This is a genomic window from Pseudomonas sp. A-R-19, from assembly GCF_019956575.1.
In the GTDB taxonomy this organism is placed as follows: Bacteria; Pseudomonadota; Gammaproteobacteria; order Pseudomonadales; family Pseudomonadaceae; genus Aquipseudomonas.
The window spans coordinates 74250-90855 of the sequence record NZ_JAHBDR010000115.1; the positions used below are offsets into that span (position 1 = coordinate 74250).

General features: G+C 60.1%; 8 protein-coding genes. 7 read left to right on the forward strand and 1 reads right to left on the reverse strand.

Annotation, left to right across the window (positions count from 1 at the left end; genetic code table 11):
- Positions 1 to 124 precede the first annotated feature (124 nt).
- The 7 genes from glgX to KGA88_RS29900 all read left to right on the forward strand — a co-directional run bounded on the left by glgX (position 125) and on the right by KGA88_RS29900 (position 14249).
- The gene (gene glgX / locus KGA88_RS29870; protein WP_110660919.1) at positions 125 to 2287 is read left to right on the forward strand and encodes a glycogen debranching protein GlgX; all 2163 of its coding nucleotides are present in this window, start codon (positions 125 to 127) and stop codon (positions 2285 to 2287) included.
- A gap of 216 nt (positions 2288 to 2503) precedes the next feature.
- Positions 2504 to 3262 (forward strand): PIG-L deacetylase family protein, encoded by a 759-nt coding sequence (locus KGA88_RS29875; protein WP_110660920.1) that lies wholly within the window; start codon positions 2504 to 2506, stop codon positions 3260 to 3262.
- A gap of 114 nt (positions 3263 to 3376) precedes the next feature.
- Positions 3377 to 4141, forward strand: a complete 765-nt coding sequence (locus KGA88_RS29880; RefSeq protein ID WP_263296301.1) for an endonuclease/exonuclease/phosphatase family protein — start codon at positions 3377 to 3379, stop codon at positions 4139 to 4141.
- 274 nt (positions 4142 to 4415) lie between these two features.
- Positions 4416 to 7004, forward strand: coding sequence for an autotransporter outer membrane beta-barrel domain-containing protein (locus tag KGA88_RS29885; protein ID WP_223596255.1), 2589 nt, complete (start codon positions 4416 to 4418; stop codon positions 7002 to 7004).
- Between the two features lie 301 nt (positions 7005 to 7305).
- Positions 7306 to 8373, forward strand: a complete 1068-nt coding sequence (locus KGA88_RS29890; RefSeq protein WP_110660922.1) for an autotransporter outer membrane beta-barrel domain-containing protein — start codon at positions 7306 to 7308, stop codon at positions 8371 to 8373.
- 336 nt (positions 8374 to 8709) lie between these two features.
- Positions 8710 to 11457: an autotransporter outer membrane beta-barrel domain-containing protein gene (locus KGA88_RS29895; RefSeq protein ID WP_223596264.1), complete on the forward strand. Its 2748-nt coding sequence runs from the start codon at positions 8710 to 8712 to the stop codon at positions 11455 to 11457.
- On the forward strand, positions 11457 to 14249 hold the full coding sequence (locus tag KGA88_RS29900; RefSeq protein ID WP_223596266.1) for an RHS repeat-associated core domain-containing protein: 2793 nt from the start codon (positions 11457 to 11459) through the stop codon (positions 14247 to 14249). The genes KGA88_RS29895 and KGA88_RS29900 overlap by 1 nt, the downstream gene beginning before the upstream one ends.
- A 123-nt stretch (positions 14250 to 14372) precedes the next feature.
- On the opposite strand, the gene glgB is transcribed toward KGA88_RS29900, so the two are convergent.
- Positions 14373 to 16604, reverse strand: a complete 2232-nt coding sequence (gene glgB / locus KGA88_RS29905) for a 1,4-alpha-glucan branching protein GlgB (protein WP_223596268.1) — start codon at positions 16602 to 16604, stop codon at positions 14373 to 14375.
- Between the last annotated feature and the right edge of the window lie 2 nt (positions 16605 to 16606).

Genomic DNA, 16606 nt, shown 5'->3' on the forward strand with positions numbered 1-16606 from the left:
GGGCTTGCTCGCGAAAGCGGCGTTTCAGACAACACAAATGTTGAATGTCAGACCGCATTCGCGAGCAAGCCCGCTCCCACAGGTTGCAGTGCTGATCCGCGAGTATTTGTACCCAGGAGCATTCATGACCAGCCCAAAGAAAGCCGCCGCGCCAGCCCCACGCGCTGAAGCCACGCGAATCCGCGAAGGCCTGCCCTTCCCACTGGGCGCCACCTGGGATGGACTGGGAGTCAACTTCGCCCTGTTTTCCGCCCACGCCACCCGGGTTGAACTGTGCCTGTTCGACGACGCCGGCGAGGTGGAACTCGAACGCATCGAACTGCCCGAATACACCGACGAGATCTACCACGGCTACCTGCCCGACGCCCATCCGGGGCAGATCTATGGCTATCGCGTGTACGGCCCGTACGACCCCGCCAATGGCCATCGCTTCAACCCCAACAAACTGCTGATCGACCCCTACGCCAAACAACTGGTGGGCAAGCTGAAATGGTCCGAAGCGCTGTTCGGCTACACCATCGGCCACCCCGACGCCGACCTCAGCTTCGATGAACGCGACAGCGCGCCCTTCGTGCCCAAGTGCAAGGTCATCGACCCGGCGCACACCTGGGGCCACGATCATCGAGTCAGCGTGCCGTGGGACAAGACGATCATTTATGAAACCCATGTCCGCGGTTTCAGCATGCGTCACCCCTCGGTTCCCGAAAACGTGCGCGGCACCTTTGCCGGCTTGATGGTCGATGACGTGGTGGAACACATCCGCAAGCTCGGCGTGTCGACCGTGGAGTTGCTGCCGATCCACGCGTTCGTCAACGACCAGCATTTGCTGCACAAGGGCATGACCAATTACTGGGGCTACAACAGCATTGCCTTTTTCGCCCCCGACCCGCGTTACCTGGCCAGCGGCAAGATTGCCGAGTTCAAGGAAATGGTCGCGCACCTGCACGAAGCCAATCTGGAAGTGATCCTCGACGTGGTCTACAACCACACCGCCGAGGGCAACGAACAAGGCCCGACCCTGTCGATGCGCGGCATCGACAACGCGTCCTACTACCGTCTGATGCCCGAGGACAAGCGCTTCTATATCAACGATTCCGGCACCGGCAACACCCTCGACCTGAGCCACCCCTGCGTACTGCAAATGGTCACCGACTCCCTGCGCTACTGGGCCTCGGAAATGCACGTGGACGGTTTCCGCTTCGACCTGGCGACCATTCTCGGGCGTTACCACGACGGCTTCGACGAGCGCCACAGTTTCCTCGTCGCCTGCCGCCAGGACCCGGTGCTGCGCCAGGTCAAACTGATTGCCGAACCCTGGGACTGCGGCCCCGGCGGTTACCAGGTCGGCCGCTTCCCGCCGGGGTGGGTCGAGTGGAACGACAAATTCCGCGACACCGTACGCTCGTTCTGGAAAGGTGATGACGGGCAACTGGCGGACTTTGCCAGCCGCCTGACCGCTTCGGGGGAAATGTTCAATCAACGTGGCCGGCGGCCCTATTCATCAGTCAATTTCGTCACCGCCCATGATGGCTTCACCCTCAATGACCTGGTGTCTTACAACGACAAGCACAACGAAGCCAACGACGAAGACAATCAGGACGGCAGCAACAACAACCTGTCGTGGAACCACGGCGTCGAAGGCCCCACCGACGACCCCGAGATCAACGCCCTGCGCCATCGGCAGATGCGCAATTTCTTCGCCACCCTGCTGCTGGCCCAAGGCACGCCAATGCTGGTGGCCGGCGACGAGTTCGCCCGGACCCAGGACGGCAACAACAATGCCTACTGCCAGGACAGCGAGATCGGCTGGGTCAACTGGGACCTTAGCGAAGACGGCAAGGCCCTGCTCAAGTTCGTCAAACGCCTGATCAAGTTGCGCCTGACCTACCCGATCCTGCGTCGCGGGCGTTTCCTGGTGGGTAATTACAACGAAGACATTGGCGTCAAGGACGTGACCTGGCTGGCGCCAGACGGATCGGAAATGACCACCAAGCAATGGCACGATGCGCACAATCGCTGCCTGGGCATGCTGCTCGATGGCCGCGCCCAGGAAACCGGCATCCGCCGCAAAGGCGCCGACGCGACGTTGATGCTGGTGTTCAACGCCCATCACGACATCGTCAACTTCCGCCTGCCGGAGGTGCCTGACGGTGGTTTCTGGACGTGCATGATCGACACCAACCAGCCGTCGATCCGTGGCCAGGAGCGCTTCGAGTTCGGCCACGAGTACTCGGTCACCGGCCGCTCGCTGCTGCTGTTCGAGTTGCAGCATGAGGAAGAAGAGTAACGACGAGGTCGAGGAATTCACCGCGCCACTGCCGCAGGGCGGAAAAGTCATTTTGCTTGAGTTGGCGACGCGACGAATAGCATTACATGAGCAATACTCGATTCGCGGCCATCCAGGGTTGGGCTTGTCGCACCACGCTATCCACCAGCCCTCACGGGTCGGCCGGGCCAGACCCGCGCACGACTGAAGGCGAAGCAGAACAAGGACGTAATACCCATGAAATCCGTTTCCGTCAGCGAAGCCAGCCTGCCATCACAGATCTGGAACAGTGCCCCGCAACTGGACAGCATTGCGGTCATCAGCACCCAATCCCTGGTGCCCAGCGGCGCACGCGCGGTGTTCATTGCCCCACACCCCGGCGATGAAGTCGTGGCCTGCGGCGGCCTGCTGCAATTGCTCAGCAACCTCGGCCACCCACTGCAATTGATCTCGATCACCGACGGCAGCGCCAGCCATCCGGGCTCCCGGCAGTGGTCGGAAAAACGCCTCAGTGTTTTTCGCCCCCAGGAAAGCGTTGAAGCCATACGCCGTCTCGGGCTGCCAATGCACAGCCTGAAGTGGATTCGTGGCGGGTTTACCGATAACGCCCTGGTGGAACACGAAGAACAGATCGTCCAGTTCATCACGCGCTACCTGCGCCCCGGCGATGTGGTGTTCAGCACCTGGTGCGAGGACGGCAACGTCGACCACGACACCGTCGGCCGGGCCAGCGCCAGGGCGGCGGCCATCGCCGGGGCAACCTACCACGACGTACCGTTCCGGGCCTGGCACTGGCCGGCCCGGGACCGCGAGCTGATTCCCTGGCATCGCGCGCGCAAGGTGCGCCTCGATACCTGGACAGTCGCCCGCAAGAGCCACGCCATCCATGCCTATGCCAGCCAGCTCGACGGCGAACCGGCCATCGGCCTTGCGCCGTTGCTGCCGCGAACGCTGCTGGAGCGTATCCGTTTGCCTTATGAAATCGTCCTGGTTTGAAATCGCCATCCTTCAGACTGAACTGCACGCCGTCACCTCAGTCGCATACATAAGCAGCCCTGAATCAGAGGAGTGCATGTGGCCAGTCATTCAAAACGGCAGGAAGCCGAATCAATGCCATTGAACACGCCTGCGGCCATTCATCGGCTTCGCGTGCTGACGGTCAATACCCACAAGGGATTTACCGCGCTCAACCGGCGCTTCATCCTCCCCGAGCTGCGTGAAGCGGTGCGCAGTACGTCGGCAGACCTGGTGTTCCTGCAAGAAGTCGTCGGCGAGCACGACCGTCACTCTTCCCGCTACAACGATTGGCCACAAACCTCGCAGTATGAATTTCTCGCCGACAGCATGTGGAGCGACTTCGCCTATGGGCGCAATGCCGTCTATCCCGACGGCCATCACGGCAACGCCCTGCTGTCGAAATACCCGATCCGCGAATACCGCAATCTCGACGTCTCCATCACCGGCCCGGAACGCCGCGGCCTGCTGCACTGCGTGCTGGACGTGCCGGGGCATAGCGAAGTGCATGCCATCTGCGTGCACCTCAGCCTGCTGGAAAGCCATCGTCAGCTGCAGCTGCAGCTGCTCTGTCAGCTCCTTGAGTCCCTGCCCGACCAGGCGCCGGTGATCATCGCCGGCGACTTCAACGACTGGCAGATGCAAGGCAATGCCGCCCTGGCCCGCCGCGATTACTTGCACGAAGCCTTCGAACGCCACCATGGCCGCCCGGCCAAAACCTACCCCGCCAGGTTTCCCTTGTTGCGCCTGGACCGCATCTACCTGCGCAACGCCAGCAGCCACGAGCCGAAAATACTCGGGAGCAAGCCGTGGACGCACCTTTCAGACCATTTGCCGCTGGCGGTGGAAGTGCATCTTTGAATCACGGCCTTTCAGTGCAAAGTGGCGAAAAATCATCCCCCACCTGTTACTTCTGACAGTAGCCACGCTGGATCGGTGCCTGCTACGTTGGTGACGCCCTGACGGAAATCCGCAGGGGCTTGCGCCACACACGTAGCGCCTTGGTTGCCGAAGGTACTTGCGGGTCATTGTTTCTCCCGATGTTGTCTTGCAACTCGCGCTGCCAAGCACGTCCGGTTCCTGGCCATTGATGAAGGCCAAGGGAACGGAAGTTGATCCCATCGCGGAGGCAAGCATGGAGTTTTCGACAGATCTGCCCAAATACCGTTTCGGCGCGTACCTGTTCTCAATCTGGTTATGTGCGAACTGGTCTCAAGCAGCCCACGCCGCCTGCTCACTCACCCCCACCGCCGGCAACGACAACTTCGTCTGCGACAGCGCCACCAGCGGACCGTTGACCGATTTGTCGGGCAATAACTCCCTGACCTTCCCCGCCAATGGCACCGGCAGGATCAACGGCAACGTGACCTTCGGTGCCGGCACCGACACGGTGAACATGGCCTCCGGCACCGTGGCCGGCGAAGTGAATCAGGGCGACGGCGCGGACAGCTTCATGATCAGCGCCGGGCAAGTCACCGGGGCGGTCAGCCAGGGGAATGGCATCGATAACTTCGTCATGTCTGGCGGGACTATTCAGTCCCTGGCCCAAGGGGATGGTCGCGATACCTTCCTGATGACCGGCGGCACCATCGTCGGTGCCTTCGAGGACGGCGACGTCGCCAGGATGACCGCCGGCACCATCGGCCGGGTCGACATGAAACTCGACAACAATCTCTTCGACATGTCGGGCGGGCAGATCCTTGGCAACTTGGTGACCGGTTTGGGCACCGATACCATCATCGTTTCCGGCGGGCGTATCGGCGGCAACATCAGTGTCAGCAATGGCAACGACAGCATCACCGTCACGGGCGGGGAAATTGTCGGCGAGATCCGCGCCGGCAACGGCGACGACAGTCTGGTATGGGACGGGGGCGGGATCATTCGCTCGCAAATCCTGCTGGCGGCGGACAGTGATCGCGCGACCCTGCGCAACCTGAGCGAAAGCACTCTCGCCCTCACCCCGAGCATCAACGGCGGTGTCGGCGATGACCTGTTGACCCTTGATCACACCACCTCGTCAGGCGCCGCCCGCTATATCAACTGGGAAACCGTCAACCTGGTCAACGGTTCGCGCTTCGATCTGGATGGCAACTTTCAATTGGGAGACAGCACCAGCGGCACGGGCGTGTTCAACGTCGATGGCAGCAGTACGCTGACATCGGTGCAGGACAGCATCACGCCATTGACCGCAGGTCGGCTCGTTACCTTGAACAACAGCGGGGTTATCGATCTCACCCGTGCCAACTCGCGCACCAATGACACCCTGACGGTTGCAGGCAATTACGTGGGTAATGGCGGTCAATTGCTCTTGCAAAGCGCCGTGGGCGACGACAACTCTCCCAGCGACAAGCTGGTGGTCAACAACGGGACGCTGACCGGCAGCACCCTGATCACCGTCAATAACTTGGGCGGCGTGGGCGCCCTGACCCGGCAAAACGGTATTCAACTGGTGCAGGCCCAAGGCACGGCACTCAGCGACAACACTGCGTTTGTCCTCAAGACCCCGGTGTCGGTGGGCGCCTTCGATTACCGCCTGTTCAAAGGCGGTATCACGCCCGGTAGCGAAAACAGCTGGTACTTGCGCTCCTCGGTGATAGCGCCGCCAGTGGTTGCCGTCGCCAATCCCGATCCCGCCTTGCCGCCGACGCTGGTGCCGGTGGTCGCAGTACCGGTGGCCGCGCCGGTTGTTACGGCTGTCGGGGTTGATGGAGTGGCGACAGTCGAAGCCCCGGTGTTACCGGCCGCCGTACCCGGAGCAGCGCCCATCCCCCTGTATCGCGAGGCGGTGCCCACCTGGTCGGTGGTGCCGCCAGCCGCAGCACAATTGAGCCTGACGGCGTTGGGCACCTTTCATGACCGTCAGGGTGATCAGCGCCTGCTGACGCAAACCGGTACCTTGAGCGCCGGTTGGGGCCGGGTCTACGGCAAGAACCTCGAGCAGACCTGGTCCGGCACCGTTTCGCCAAAACTGGATGGTTCGCTCAATGGCTTTCAGGTCGGCACTGATCTGTTCGGTTCGCAACTGGCCAGCGGGCAAACCCAACGCAGCGGTTTCTTTATCGGCCACAGTCGCCTGCAAGGCGATGTCGACGGTTTCAACCAGGGTTTCGAAGGCAAACGCTCCGGCAAAGTGGAATTGCAAGGTGACAGCCTCGGCGCGTGCTGGACCCTCACCGACCCCGCCGGGGCCTATCTCGACACCGTGGCCATGTACACCTGGCTCAACGGTGACAATCACTCCGAAAGCGGCCTGAAGTTCGACAATGAGGGTCACGTCACGACGTTATCGGCAGAAGTCGGGTATCCGCTTGCGCTGGCCGGCAGCTGGGTGGTTGAACCCCAGGTCCAGGCGATTTATCAGAAGGTCAAGCTCGACAGTCAGGATGACGGCATCTCCCATGTCTCGTTCGATTCCGACAGCGCCTGGACCGGCCGCGTCGGGGCACGCCTCAAAGGGCGCTATGAGGTCAGTGGCCGGCCGCTGGAACCGTATCTGCGGGCCAATATCTGGCACACTTTCACCGGCACCGACACGGTCACCTTTGACCATGTCGATCAGATCGAAACCCAACAACGGACCTCGTCCGCCGACCTCGGTATCGGCATGGTACTGAGCGTCGCGTCATCCGTCAGTGTGTATGCCGGCGTCGACTACACCAGCAATATCGACAGCACTCAACAACGGGGAACATTCGGTAACGTTGGGGTTCGGGTGCAGTGGTGAGGGGTTCAAACCCCTCAATCCCGAGGTTTTTTTGGTGATCCTTCGAACAAACAAGTACTTGGAGTACACGCCAAAAATCAGTCATTTGAACCATTACCACTGATCGGCCATCTTCTTGACTCGACTGTTTCCGTCTTCTTGACTTCACGTTACTACCCCCGGAATTACCACCAGGACCAGCCTCGGGCTCCCGTAAAAACGGGCTGCCCGTGCTGCCCCCCTAATCCATTCGGTCGCCCCTCATTCGGGGTAGGAGAGACGCCAGAGCGAGATACCTCATGCGACTGCAAGGTAGACCTCCATGAAAATTTCACTCACATCACACGAGATCAGAATCACTTTTTGCACTGTGTCTACTTCACTCCTGCTGTGTTCCTCCATGCAAGTGCAAGCCGCCACTGCCGAGCAGGAAACAACGCCATGGTATCGGCAGGACATCCCGACACCCGGTCTGTCTAGCCTTGCAGCAACCTGGCCCGGTCAATTCAGCACTCATCCCGATCTGCGCAGCTCCAGCCTGACCATCGAAGACGCCGCGCCCACGGCCTGGGAGCAACTCTACGGCCAGCCGTCTCGCCAGGCACAATCCGATGACCTTTCCCAGGGCCTGGCCGTTCCCGGCACTAACGAACTCAAGGGTCCGGCGATCCTCACCCTGCAAAGCGCCAGCGGCCATACGCAGAGGGTTGGCCTGGTCGGTGGCACGAGCCAGATCCAGTTCAACAGCAACGGCGCGCAGGTCACCCCGGCAATGTCCGACCCCAACCGCGACACGCTCAACCTCCAGGGGCAAAGCCTCGGCGCCTATTGGAGCCTGACCGGTCCGCAAGGCTGGCACGTCGACCTGACTGCCAGCGGTGGTCGAGTCAGCGGCTTCAGCCGCAACGAACAAGGGACCCGAAGAGCCACCGAGGGCAGCGCCATGACGCTGTCGGTGGAAGGTGGCTTCCCTATCGGCCTGGGCGAAAACTGGGTGATTGAACCCCAGGCGCAATTGATCAATCAGCGCATCACCCTGGACACCCCGTATGCCGGGTCGGGCAACGCCTCCTCTACTGACCTGACCTCGTGGAGTGGCCGGGTCGGTGCGCGCTTGAAAGGCAGTTACGACATCAACGGGATGCCGGTCGAACCTTACGTGCGGACCAACTTGTGGCACACCGTGTACACAGGCAACACCGTGACCCTCGATCAGGTCGACAAGATCAGCAGCAGCCGCAACTCCTCGACCGTTGAACTGGGCCTTGGCCTGGTCACCAGGGTTAGCCCGACCGTGAGCCTGTACATCAGCGCCGACTACAGCAGCGACGTGGACGACAACGACCTGAACGGGCTGATCGGCAGCCTGGGTGTGCGGATGCGCTGGTGAGGAGCGAGTCTCAAAAGATGCAGTTACGGGGTGGACGTCTGCTGAAGGCTTGGTGTTTCCTCAGTAGGCGTTCCGTCGCAAGCGCCGTACCTGGAACCGTTATTTTCCCTCAATACCTGTTATTTCTGACAGTAGCGCGTCGACTGACCTGTTGATACCGTGGAAACAGCACTGTGCATTGTGATGTGCAGTCGATAAAACCATGCCAACTGGTTGCATAGCCCGATGTTTTCCGATGCAGGAAACCAGCAGTCCCTGATCCGTATCGCTTTCGACATTGCCATGGTCTGACCCGCAGGAGCGGGCAAGGCACATCCCATCGAGCGAGGATGGATCATGAGTAAGGCACTTTCGTCTCTCAAGTACCTGGGCACAGGCACCCTGTCGTTAATGATCATGGCGGGCTGGCCGCTCAATTCTCACGCCGACTGCACACTGGTGCCCACTGCAGGCGATGACAGCTTTACCTGCAGCAGCGGCACCGGCTCGGGGCTCTCGGACACGGGCGGCAATAACAGCCTGACATTTCCGCAAGGCGGTACCGGCACCCTCAATGGCAATGTCACCTTTGGCGCTGGCAATGATCTTGTGCATTTGAGTTCAGGCAGCGTCATTGGCGCCGTGGACATGGGTGACGGTGCAAACATCCTGCAGCTCTTCAACGGGGCCATCAGCGGTCCGATCCGCCAAGGTGATGGCACCAACATCGTGCAGGTCAGCGGCGGTTCAGCCACCACCTTCACCCAGGGCGCTGGTAACGACAGTTTCACCATCAGCGGTGGCACCATCACCTCCCTGTCCCAAGGCGCAGGCCATGACGTCTTCACGATGAGCACCGGCACCATTACCGGTAGCGTTGAAGACAGTGAACAGGCCCTCATGAGCGGGGGTAGCATTGGCCGGGTCGCGATGAATCTGGACCTTAACTCATTCGAATTGCTTGGTGGCCGGATCGTCGGCGACCTGGACGCCGGAACCGACAACAACGCCGTCACCATCAAGGGCGGTACGGTTGGCGGAAATATTATCGTCAGTGGCGGCGGTAACGTGATCACGGTCAGCGCAGGCGAGATCAATGGCCAGGTTCGTGGTGGTCGCGGCAATGACACTTTCACCTGGGATACCGGCGGGCTGATTCACTCGGCCATCCTGATGGGCGGTGGCGACGATCAAGCGTTGCTGCACAATCTCAACGAAACCAGCCTGTCGTCCACACCGGGCATCGATGGCGGGCCGGGCAACGACAGCCTGACGTTCGATAACAGCCAATCCGCCAGCCCGGGACGCTACCCCCATTGGGAAACCGTGAATCTGGATAACGACTCGCGCTTCAACCTGAATGGAAATTTCGTCCTCGGCGACAGCGTTTCCGCCACCGGTACGTTCAACGTTGGCGGCGGTAGTGTGTTGTTGGTCGACCAGGGCAGCATCACACCGTTCAGCGCCGGACAGTTAGCGACGTTGAACAACAAGGGCCTGATCGACATGACCAGCGGTAACGCCACAGCGACCAACCGACTCACGGTCCAGGGCAATTACTTTGGCGACAATGGGCAACTGCGCCTGCACAGTGTTTTGGCCAGCGACAATGCAGCCAGCGACAAACTGGTGGTGGAGCGAGGTACGCTGCAAGGTTCCACCAATATCAACATCGTCAACCTCGCCGGTGCTGGCGATCTGACACGACAAAACGGCATCCTGGTGGTGCAGGCGCTCAATGGCGCCACGGGCAGTGACCGGGCGTTCACTTCCCCCGGACCCATTTCCGCCGGAGCCTATGAGTACTATCTGTTCAAGGGTGGCGTCACCCCGGGCACAGCCCAGAACTGGTACTTGCGTTCCGCCGTCGTGGCGCCTCCACTGCCCGGCCCGGAGGACCCTCACGTGCCCTTGCCCAACCCGGAAGATCCTCACGTGCCGTTGCCCAACCCGGAAGACCCTCACGTGCCCTTGCCCAACCCGGAAGACCCTCACGTGCCCTTGCCCAACCCGGAAGACCCTCACGTGCCCTTGCCCGAACCGGAACACCCTCCGGTGCCGCTGCCAGGCGTCATCCTCGATCCGGGCGGCACAATTCTGCCGACCTTACCGGACTTGCCGGAAACCGAACCCGGCAAACCGCCAATTCCAATCTATCGCCCGGAAGTCCCGGTGTATTCCGCACTCTTGCCTGCCGTCAAGCAGATGACCCTGGCCGCCCTTGGCACCTTCCATGAACGCCAGGGCGATCAGAACCAACAACATCAGACAGGCACAATGGCGGCCGGCTGGGGTCGGTTTTATGCCAGTAACAGCCGCCAGACCTTTGCTGGCACGGTTAATCCGCGTCTGGACGGTTCGACGACGGGTTATCAGGTCGGCAGCGACCTGTACGGCTGGACCACCGCTGATGAACAAACGCAAAAGATCGGATTTTTTGTCGGTCACAGCCGAGCGCAAGGCGACATTGACGGCTTCAATCGCGGATTCGAGCACCGTGACGCCGGCAAGAGTACGCTGCGCGGCAATAGCGTGGGCCTGTACTGGACACTCATTGACCCCTACGGCTGGTACATCGACAGCGTGCTGATGTGGACGGAACTGGACATCAACAGCGAGTCCATTCGCGCAGTCAAGCTCAACACCCGCGGCCACGCGATGACGTTGTCCGTCGAGGCCGGCTATCCACTGCAGGTTTTCCAGTCCTGGGTTCTTGAGCCGCAAGTGCAACTGATCAACCAGCACAGCGCCTTGGACGGACAGAACGACGGGATCTCCGATGTCGACTTCGATGCCGACAACAGCGTAACCGCTCGACTCGGTGCCCGACTGCGCGGCACCTATCAGCTGGCCGGCATGCCCGCGCTGCCCTACGTGCGCAGCAATGTCTGGCATACCTTGTCCGGCACCGACCGGGTGACCTTCAACAACTTCACGGCGATCGACACCCAGCAGAAGTCCACGACCATGGACCTGAGCATGGGTATGACCCTGCAGGTTTCGAACGCTTTGAGCCTGTATGGCGAGGCTGGCTACGAGACCCAACTTGACAGCAATGCACTGAACGGACGCACGGCGACACTCGGAGTAAGGCTGGATTTTTGATGATGACCAGGGACTTGGAACATCTACATCGTGGCACACCGGCCCTTGCGGTTGCAGACCCGCGCGGGCTGGCGGTCAGGGCCATTCAGTACCATCGGCGGAAGACTGCCGATCCTGTTGAAATGCGGGTGACGCATCAACGCTTCGATGCCGCTGGCCGCCCCGTGGCTAGCCGTGATCCGTATCTGTTTGCCTTGGCGCAGGACGATTTGTCGGTGCCGGCCAATCTCAGCCAGGTGTTCAGTTTGTCAGCTGTAGCGTTGTCGAGTGACAGCGTGGATGCGGGTTGGCGAGTAGCGTTGCACGGTGCGGCCGGGCAACGCGTCGAGGCCTGGGATGGCCGAGGCAGTCACTCCCTGACTGAGTTCGATGAACTGCTGCGACCGGTGGCCGTGCATGAGGACGGTGAAGATTTCGCCAAGTGTGTGCTTGAGCGTTTTACCTATGCGGGAGTCGATGCCGACGCCGCCTCGCACAATCTGTGCGGTCAGTTGATTCGCCATGACGATCCGGCCGGAACCCTGCACCTGCGCGAACTCGGCATTGCTGGGGCGCTACTGCAACAGACCCGGCATTTTTTGCTGGGAACCGATCCGGTCAACTGGCCCGATAGCGTGCCCTCGCGCGATGCCTTGCTTGAGCCCACCGACGGCGCCACCACCGCGCTGCACTATGCCGCCAGCGGCGAATTGCTCCGGCAAATCGATGCACTGGGCAATCATCAGCGTTTTACCTACACCAACGCCGCCGAACTGAAAGACACGCGACTGACCTTGGCCGGCCCCGGCCAGACAGAACGAACGCTGGTCAGCGATCTGCAGTACAACGCCTTCAGCCAGATCGAGTCGGAAACCGCCGGCAACGGCGTGATCACCCGCCACCACTACGACCCTGCGGATGGCCGCCTCATCGTCTTGAGTGCCCACAAAGCCAACGGCTCGCCGCTGCAAAATCTGAAGTACCGTTACGACGCCGCCGGCAACGTACGAACCCTTCAGGACACCGCCCAACCGATCCGCTACTTCAACAACCAGCGCATCGAACCGATCAAGACCTATTGCTACGACACCCTCAATCAATTGATCGAAGCCACCGGATGGGAAGCCAAAACCGGCCACGGCGGCCCCGCCCTGCCCAACCTGCAACCCCTGCCCCTCGACCCTAACCAGATCGCCCAGTACACCCAGACCTTCCACTACGACGCTGGCGGCAATCTGCTGGACCTGAAACATGTCGGCGCTCAGACCCATGGCCGCACCTTGACCCGCGCCCGATACAGCAACCGTTGCCTGCCCGAGCGCAATGGCCGCCCACCGACTGAAGCCGAACTGGCCACCGGTTTCGATGCCAATGGCAACCTGTGTGAGTTGCAAGCCGGCCAGTCGATGGGTTGGGATTTGCGTAATCAACTGTCCACCGTGCGCCCGGTGATTCGCGAAGACGGCAATGACGATTACGAACGTTACCTCTATGACGGCGGCGGCCAGCGGGTTCGCAAGCTCCGTGCAAACCAGGCCAACGCCCGAACGTTGATCAGCGAAGTGCGCTACCTGCACGGTGTGGAAATCCGTAGGCACGGTGGTACGGGGGAAATCCTCCACGTGATCAATGCCAGTGCAGGCAGCAACAGCGTGCAAGTGCTGCATTGGGCCACCAATCCACCCGAAGACATTGGCAACGATCTAGTGCGCTACAGCCTCAATGACCACTTGAAATCCAGCGCCCTGGAATTGGACCAAACCGCCGACCTGATCAGCCAGGAATGGTACTACCCGTTTGGCGGTACAGCGTGTTTCGCGGCCCGCTCGGCCACTGAAGCCAAGTACAAGACCGTGCGTTATTCAGGCAAGGAGCGGGATGCGACAGGGCTTTATTATTATGGGTTCAGGTATTACGCGCCGTGGTTGCAGCGGTGGATTAATCCGGATCCGGCGGGGTATGTGGATGGAGAGAATCTGTATCGAATGACGAAAAATAACCCGATTACATTTTTGGATGATGATGGGCTTATTACCAAAGAAGATCGAGCTGAACGGCGCCAGCTCGAGCGTAAGCTGCCGATAAGAGCTCGAGGCATGACAGCCATAACGAAATACAACCCAGAGCTCGCCGAAAAAATAAAAAACGGCTTAGATGACTCAAGAACTACTATAGCCAACGCAATCAAGGCTGTGGAAAGTATTGTAAACAACGAAGATGATGGCACCTACTCTGGAATTATCAGTGATTACATGGGAAAAGCCGCACCACCGGAACTTTTACTAGAGAAACTCAAATCCCTCTACGCACTCAGCAGGCAGTACGGTCATAACTCCCAACGAATAGTTGCTGTAGAAATTACTAAACCTGAAACTGGAAACAGTTTGCCACCTTACGCCTTTGTTTATAGTCATTCAACACTAAAAAATATCTACATCAATACCACCTCACTAAATGACCCAAGAGAATTCTTCTCCACCACACTAATTCATGAGTACACGCATGTTTTAGATGAATTGAACACTGCCGATTTTTATTACATCAATGATGACTCGATCTCCGCGACATACAACGCCCAGATCATGGCTTTCGATTGGCTGGAGGGCAGATATACACTAACTGTAAAAAGCACGTACGAAGAGGACTTCATCGAGGCATCCAACGAACCCGATATGCAATCGGCACTGAAAAAATACGCCAACGACAGGGACTTCAGAGAGTTTATTTCAACAGGCAATGCCGACTCATGGAGTGAAATGATCGCCTCACTAAGCACAAGAATAGTCGCTGCACCTCAGCACATATTTGTGTAGGACGACATCAATTGCTGACTCAATGATTGAGTTCACCACGATCCGATCAATACCCCAAAACTCAGCGAGGTGCCTCCCTATAAATCATACAAAAGCAAACTCAGGGAGGCACCTGCAAATACTTTATATCTCCGGCCTTAACATCAACACCGCCAACGGCGGCAAATTCAGCACCAGCGACAACGCCTGCCCATGACTCGGCGTTTCCTCGGCCGCTGCCCCGCCACTGTTGCCGTAATTGGAACCGGCATAAATCGACGAATCACTGTTAAGCACCTCACTCCACTGCCCCGCAAACGGCACCCCAACGCGATAAGCCTCACGCGGCACCGGCGTAAAGTTGGCCACCACCAGCACCGGTTTACCGTCCTTGCTCCAGCGCAACCACGCATAAACGCTGTTGATCGCGTCATCGCCAATCAGCCATTGGAAGCCCTGGGGCACGTCATCCTGCTCATGCAGCGCCGGCTCTTCGCGGTACAGGCGATTGAGGTCGCCGACCAGTTTCTGCACGCCCTTGTGCTCGGAGTACTGCAACAGGTACCAGTCCAGTTGCTGATCGTGATTCCACTCGCGCCATTGGCCGAACTCGCAACCCATGAACAGCAGTTTCTTGCCCGGATGCGCCCACATGAAACTCAGGTAGGCCCGCAGGTTGGCGAATTTCTGCCAGCGGTCGCCGGGCATCTTGTCGATCAGCGAGTGTTTGCCGTGCACCACTTCGTCGTGGGAGATCGGCAGGATGAAGCGCTCGGACCAGGCATACACCAGGCCGAAACTCAGTTCGTTGTGGTGATGGGCGCGGTACACCGGGTCTTGCTGGATGTAGTGCAGCGAATCGTGCATCCAGCCCATGTTCCATTTGTAGGCAAAGCCCAGGCCGCCCTGTTGCGTGCCCTGGCTGACGCCCGGCCAGGCGGTGGATTCTTCGGCGATCACCAGCGCTCCGGGTGCTTCCAGGGCCACCACATCGTTGAGGTGACGCAGGAAATCGATGGCTTCCAGGTTCTCTCGGCCGCCATGGCGGTTCGGCACCCACTCGCCGGCTTTGCGCGAGTAGTCGCGGTACAGCATCGAGGCCACCGCATCGACGCGCAGGCCGTCGACATGGAAATGCTTGAGCCAGTGCAGCGCCGACGCCAGCATGTAGCCGTGCACTTCGGTGCGGCCGAGGTTATAGATCAGCGTGTCCCAGTCCTGGTGGAAGCCCTCCTGCGGGTTGCCGTACTCGTACAGGGCCGTGCCGTCGAACTGGGCCAGGCCGTGGGTATCGGTGGGAAAATGCGCCGGCACCCAATCGAGGATCACCCCGAGCTCGGCCTGGTGGCAGGCGTTGATGAACGCGGCGAACTGGTCGGGCGTGCCATAGCGCGCACTCGGCGCGAATTGCGACAGCAGCTGATAGCCCCACGATCCGCCGAACGGGTGTTCCATGATCGGCATCAGTTCGATGTGGGTGAAGCCCAGCTCTTTCACATAGGGAATCAACCGCTCGGTCAGTTCGGGCCAGGTGTACTGGCGGGCCACTTCGCCCAGATCGTCCAGCTCACATTGCCACGAGCCGGCGTGCAACTCGTAGATCGACAAGGGCGCCGTCACCCGGTGGCGATCGCCCCGGGACATCATCCAGTCCTGGTCCTGCCAGTCGACTTTCAACGGTGAAGCGACTTTCGACGCCGTGTCCGGTGGCAGGCTGGTGGCCAGCGCCATGGGATCGGCCTTCAACGGCAGAATGCCGTGGGCGCCGAGAATTTCGTATTTGTAGGTATCACCGGCTTGCAGGCGCGGGATGAACAGTTCCCAGACGCCGGTGGGATGACGCAGGCGCATCGGATGCCGGCGCCCGTCCCAGACGTTGAAATCACCGACTACCGAGACCCGCCGGGCATTGGGTGCCCATACGGCGAAACGCACGCCGTCGACGCCGTCCACGGTTTTCAGTTGCGCACCCAGGCACGCGCTGAGGTCGCGGTGATTACCTTCGGCAAACAGGTACAAATCCATTTCGCCCAACAAGGGGCCGAAGCTGTAAGGGTCTTCTGCCGTCTGCTCGCCGCCGGCCCAACGGGTGCGCAGCAGATACGCCTGTGCACGCTGGAAATGCCCGACAAACAATCCCGGCGTCTCCGTGGCTTGAAGATTCCCAAGCGCTTCGCCCGAGTCCCTGGCCAGTACTTCAACACTCAGGGCGCCCGGCAGATAAGCGCGAATGAACTGCCCGCCGACGCCATCGGCGTGGGGGCCGAGAACTGCAAAAGGATCGATATGCTCGGCGCGCACCAACGCATCGATATCCCGCGCTTTGGGCAGCAGCGCTTCTTTGTGATGACCCTGTTCCTTGTTCGAGACACTCATGA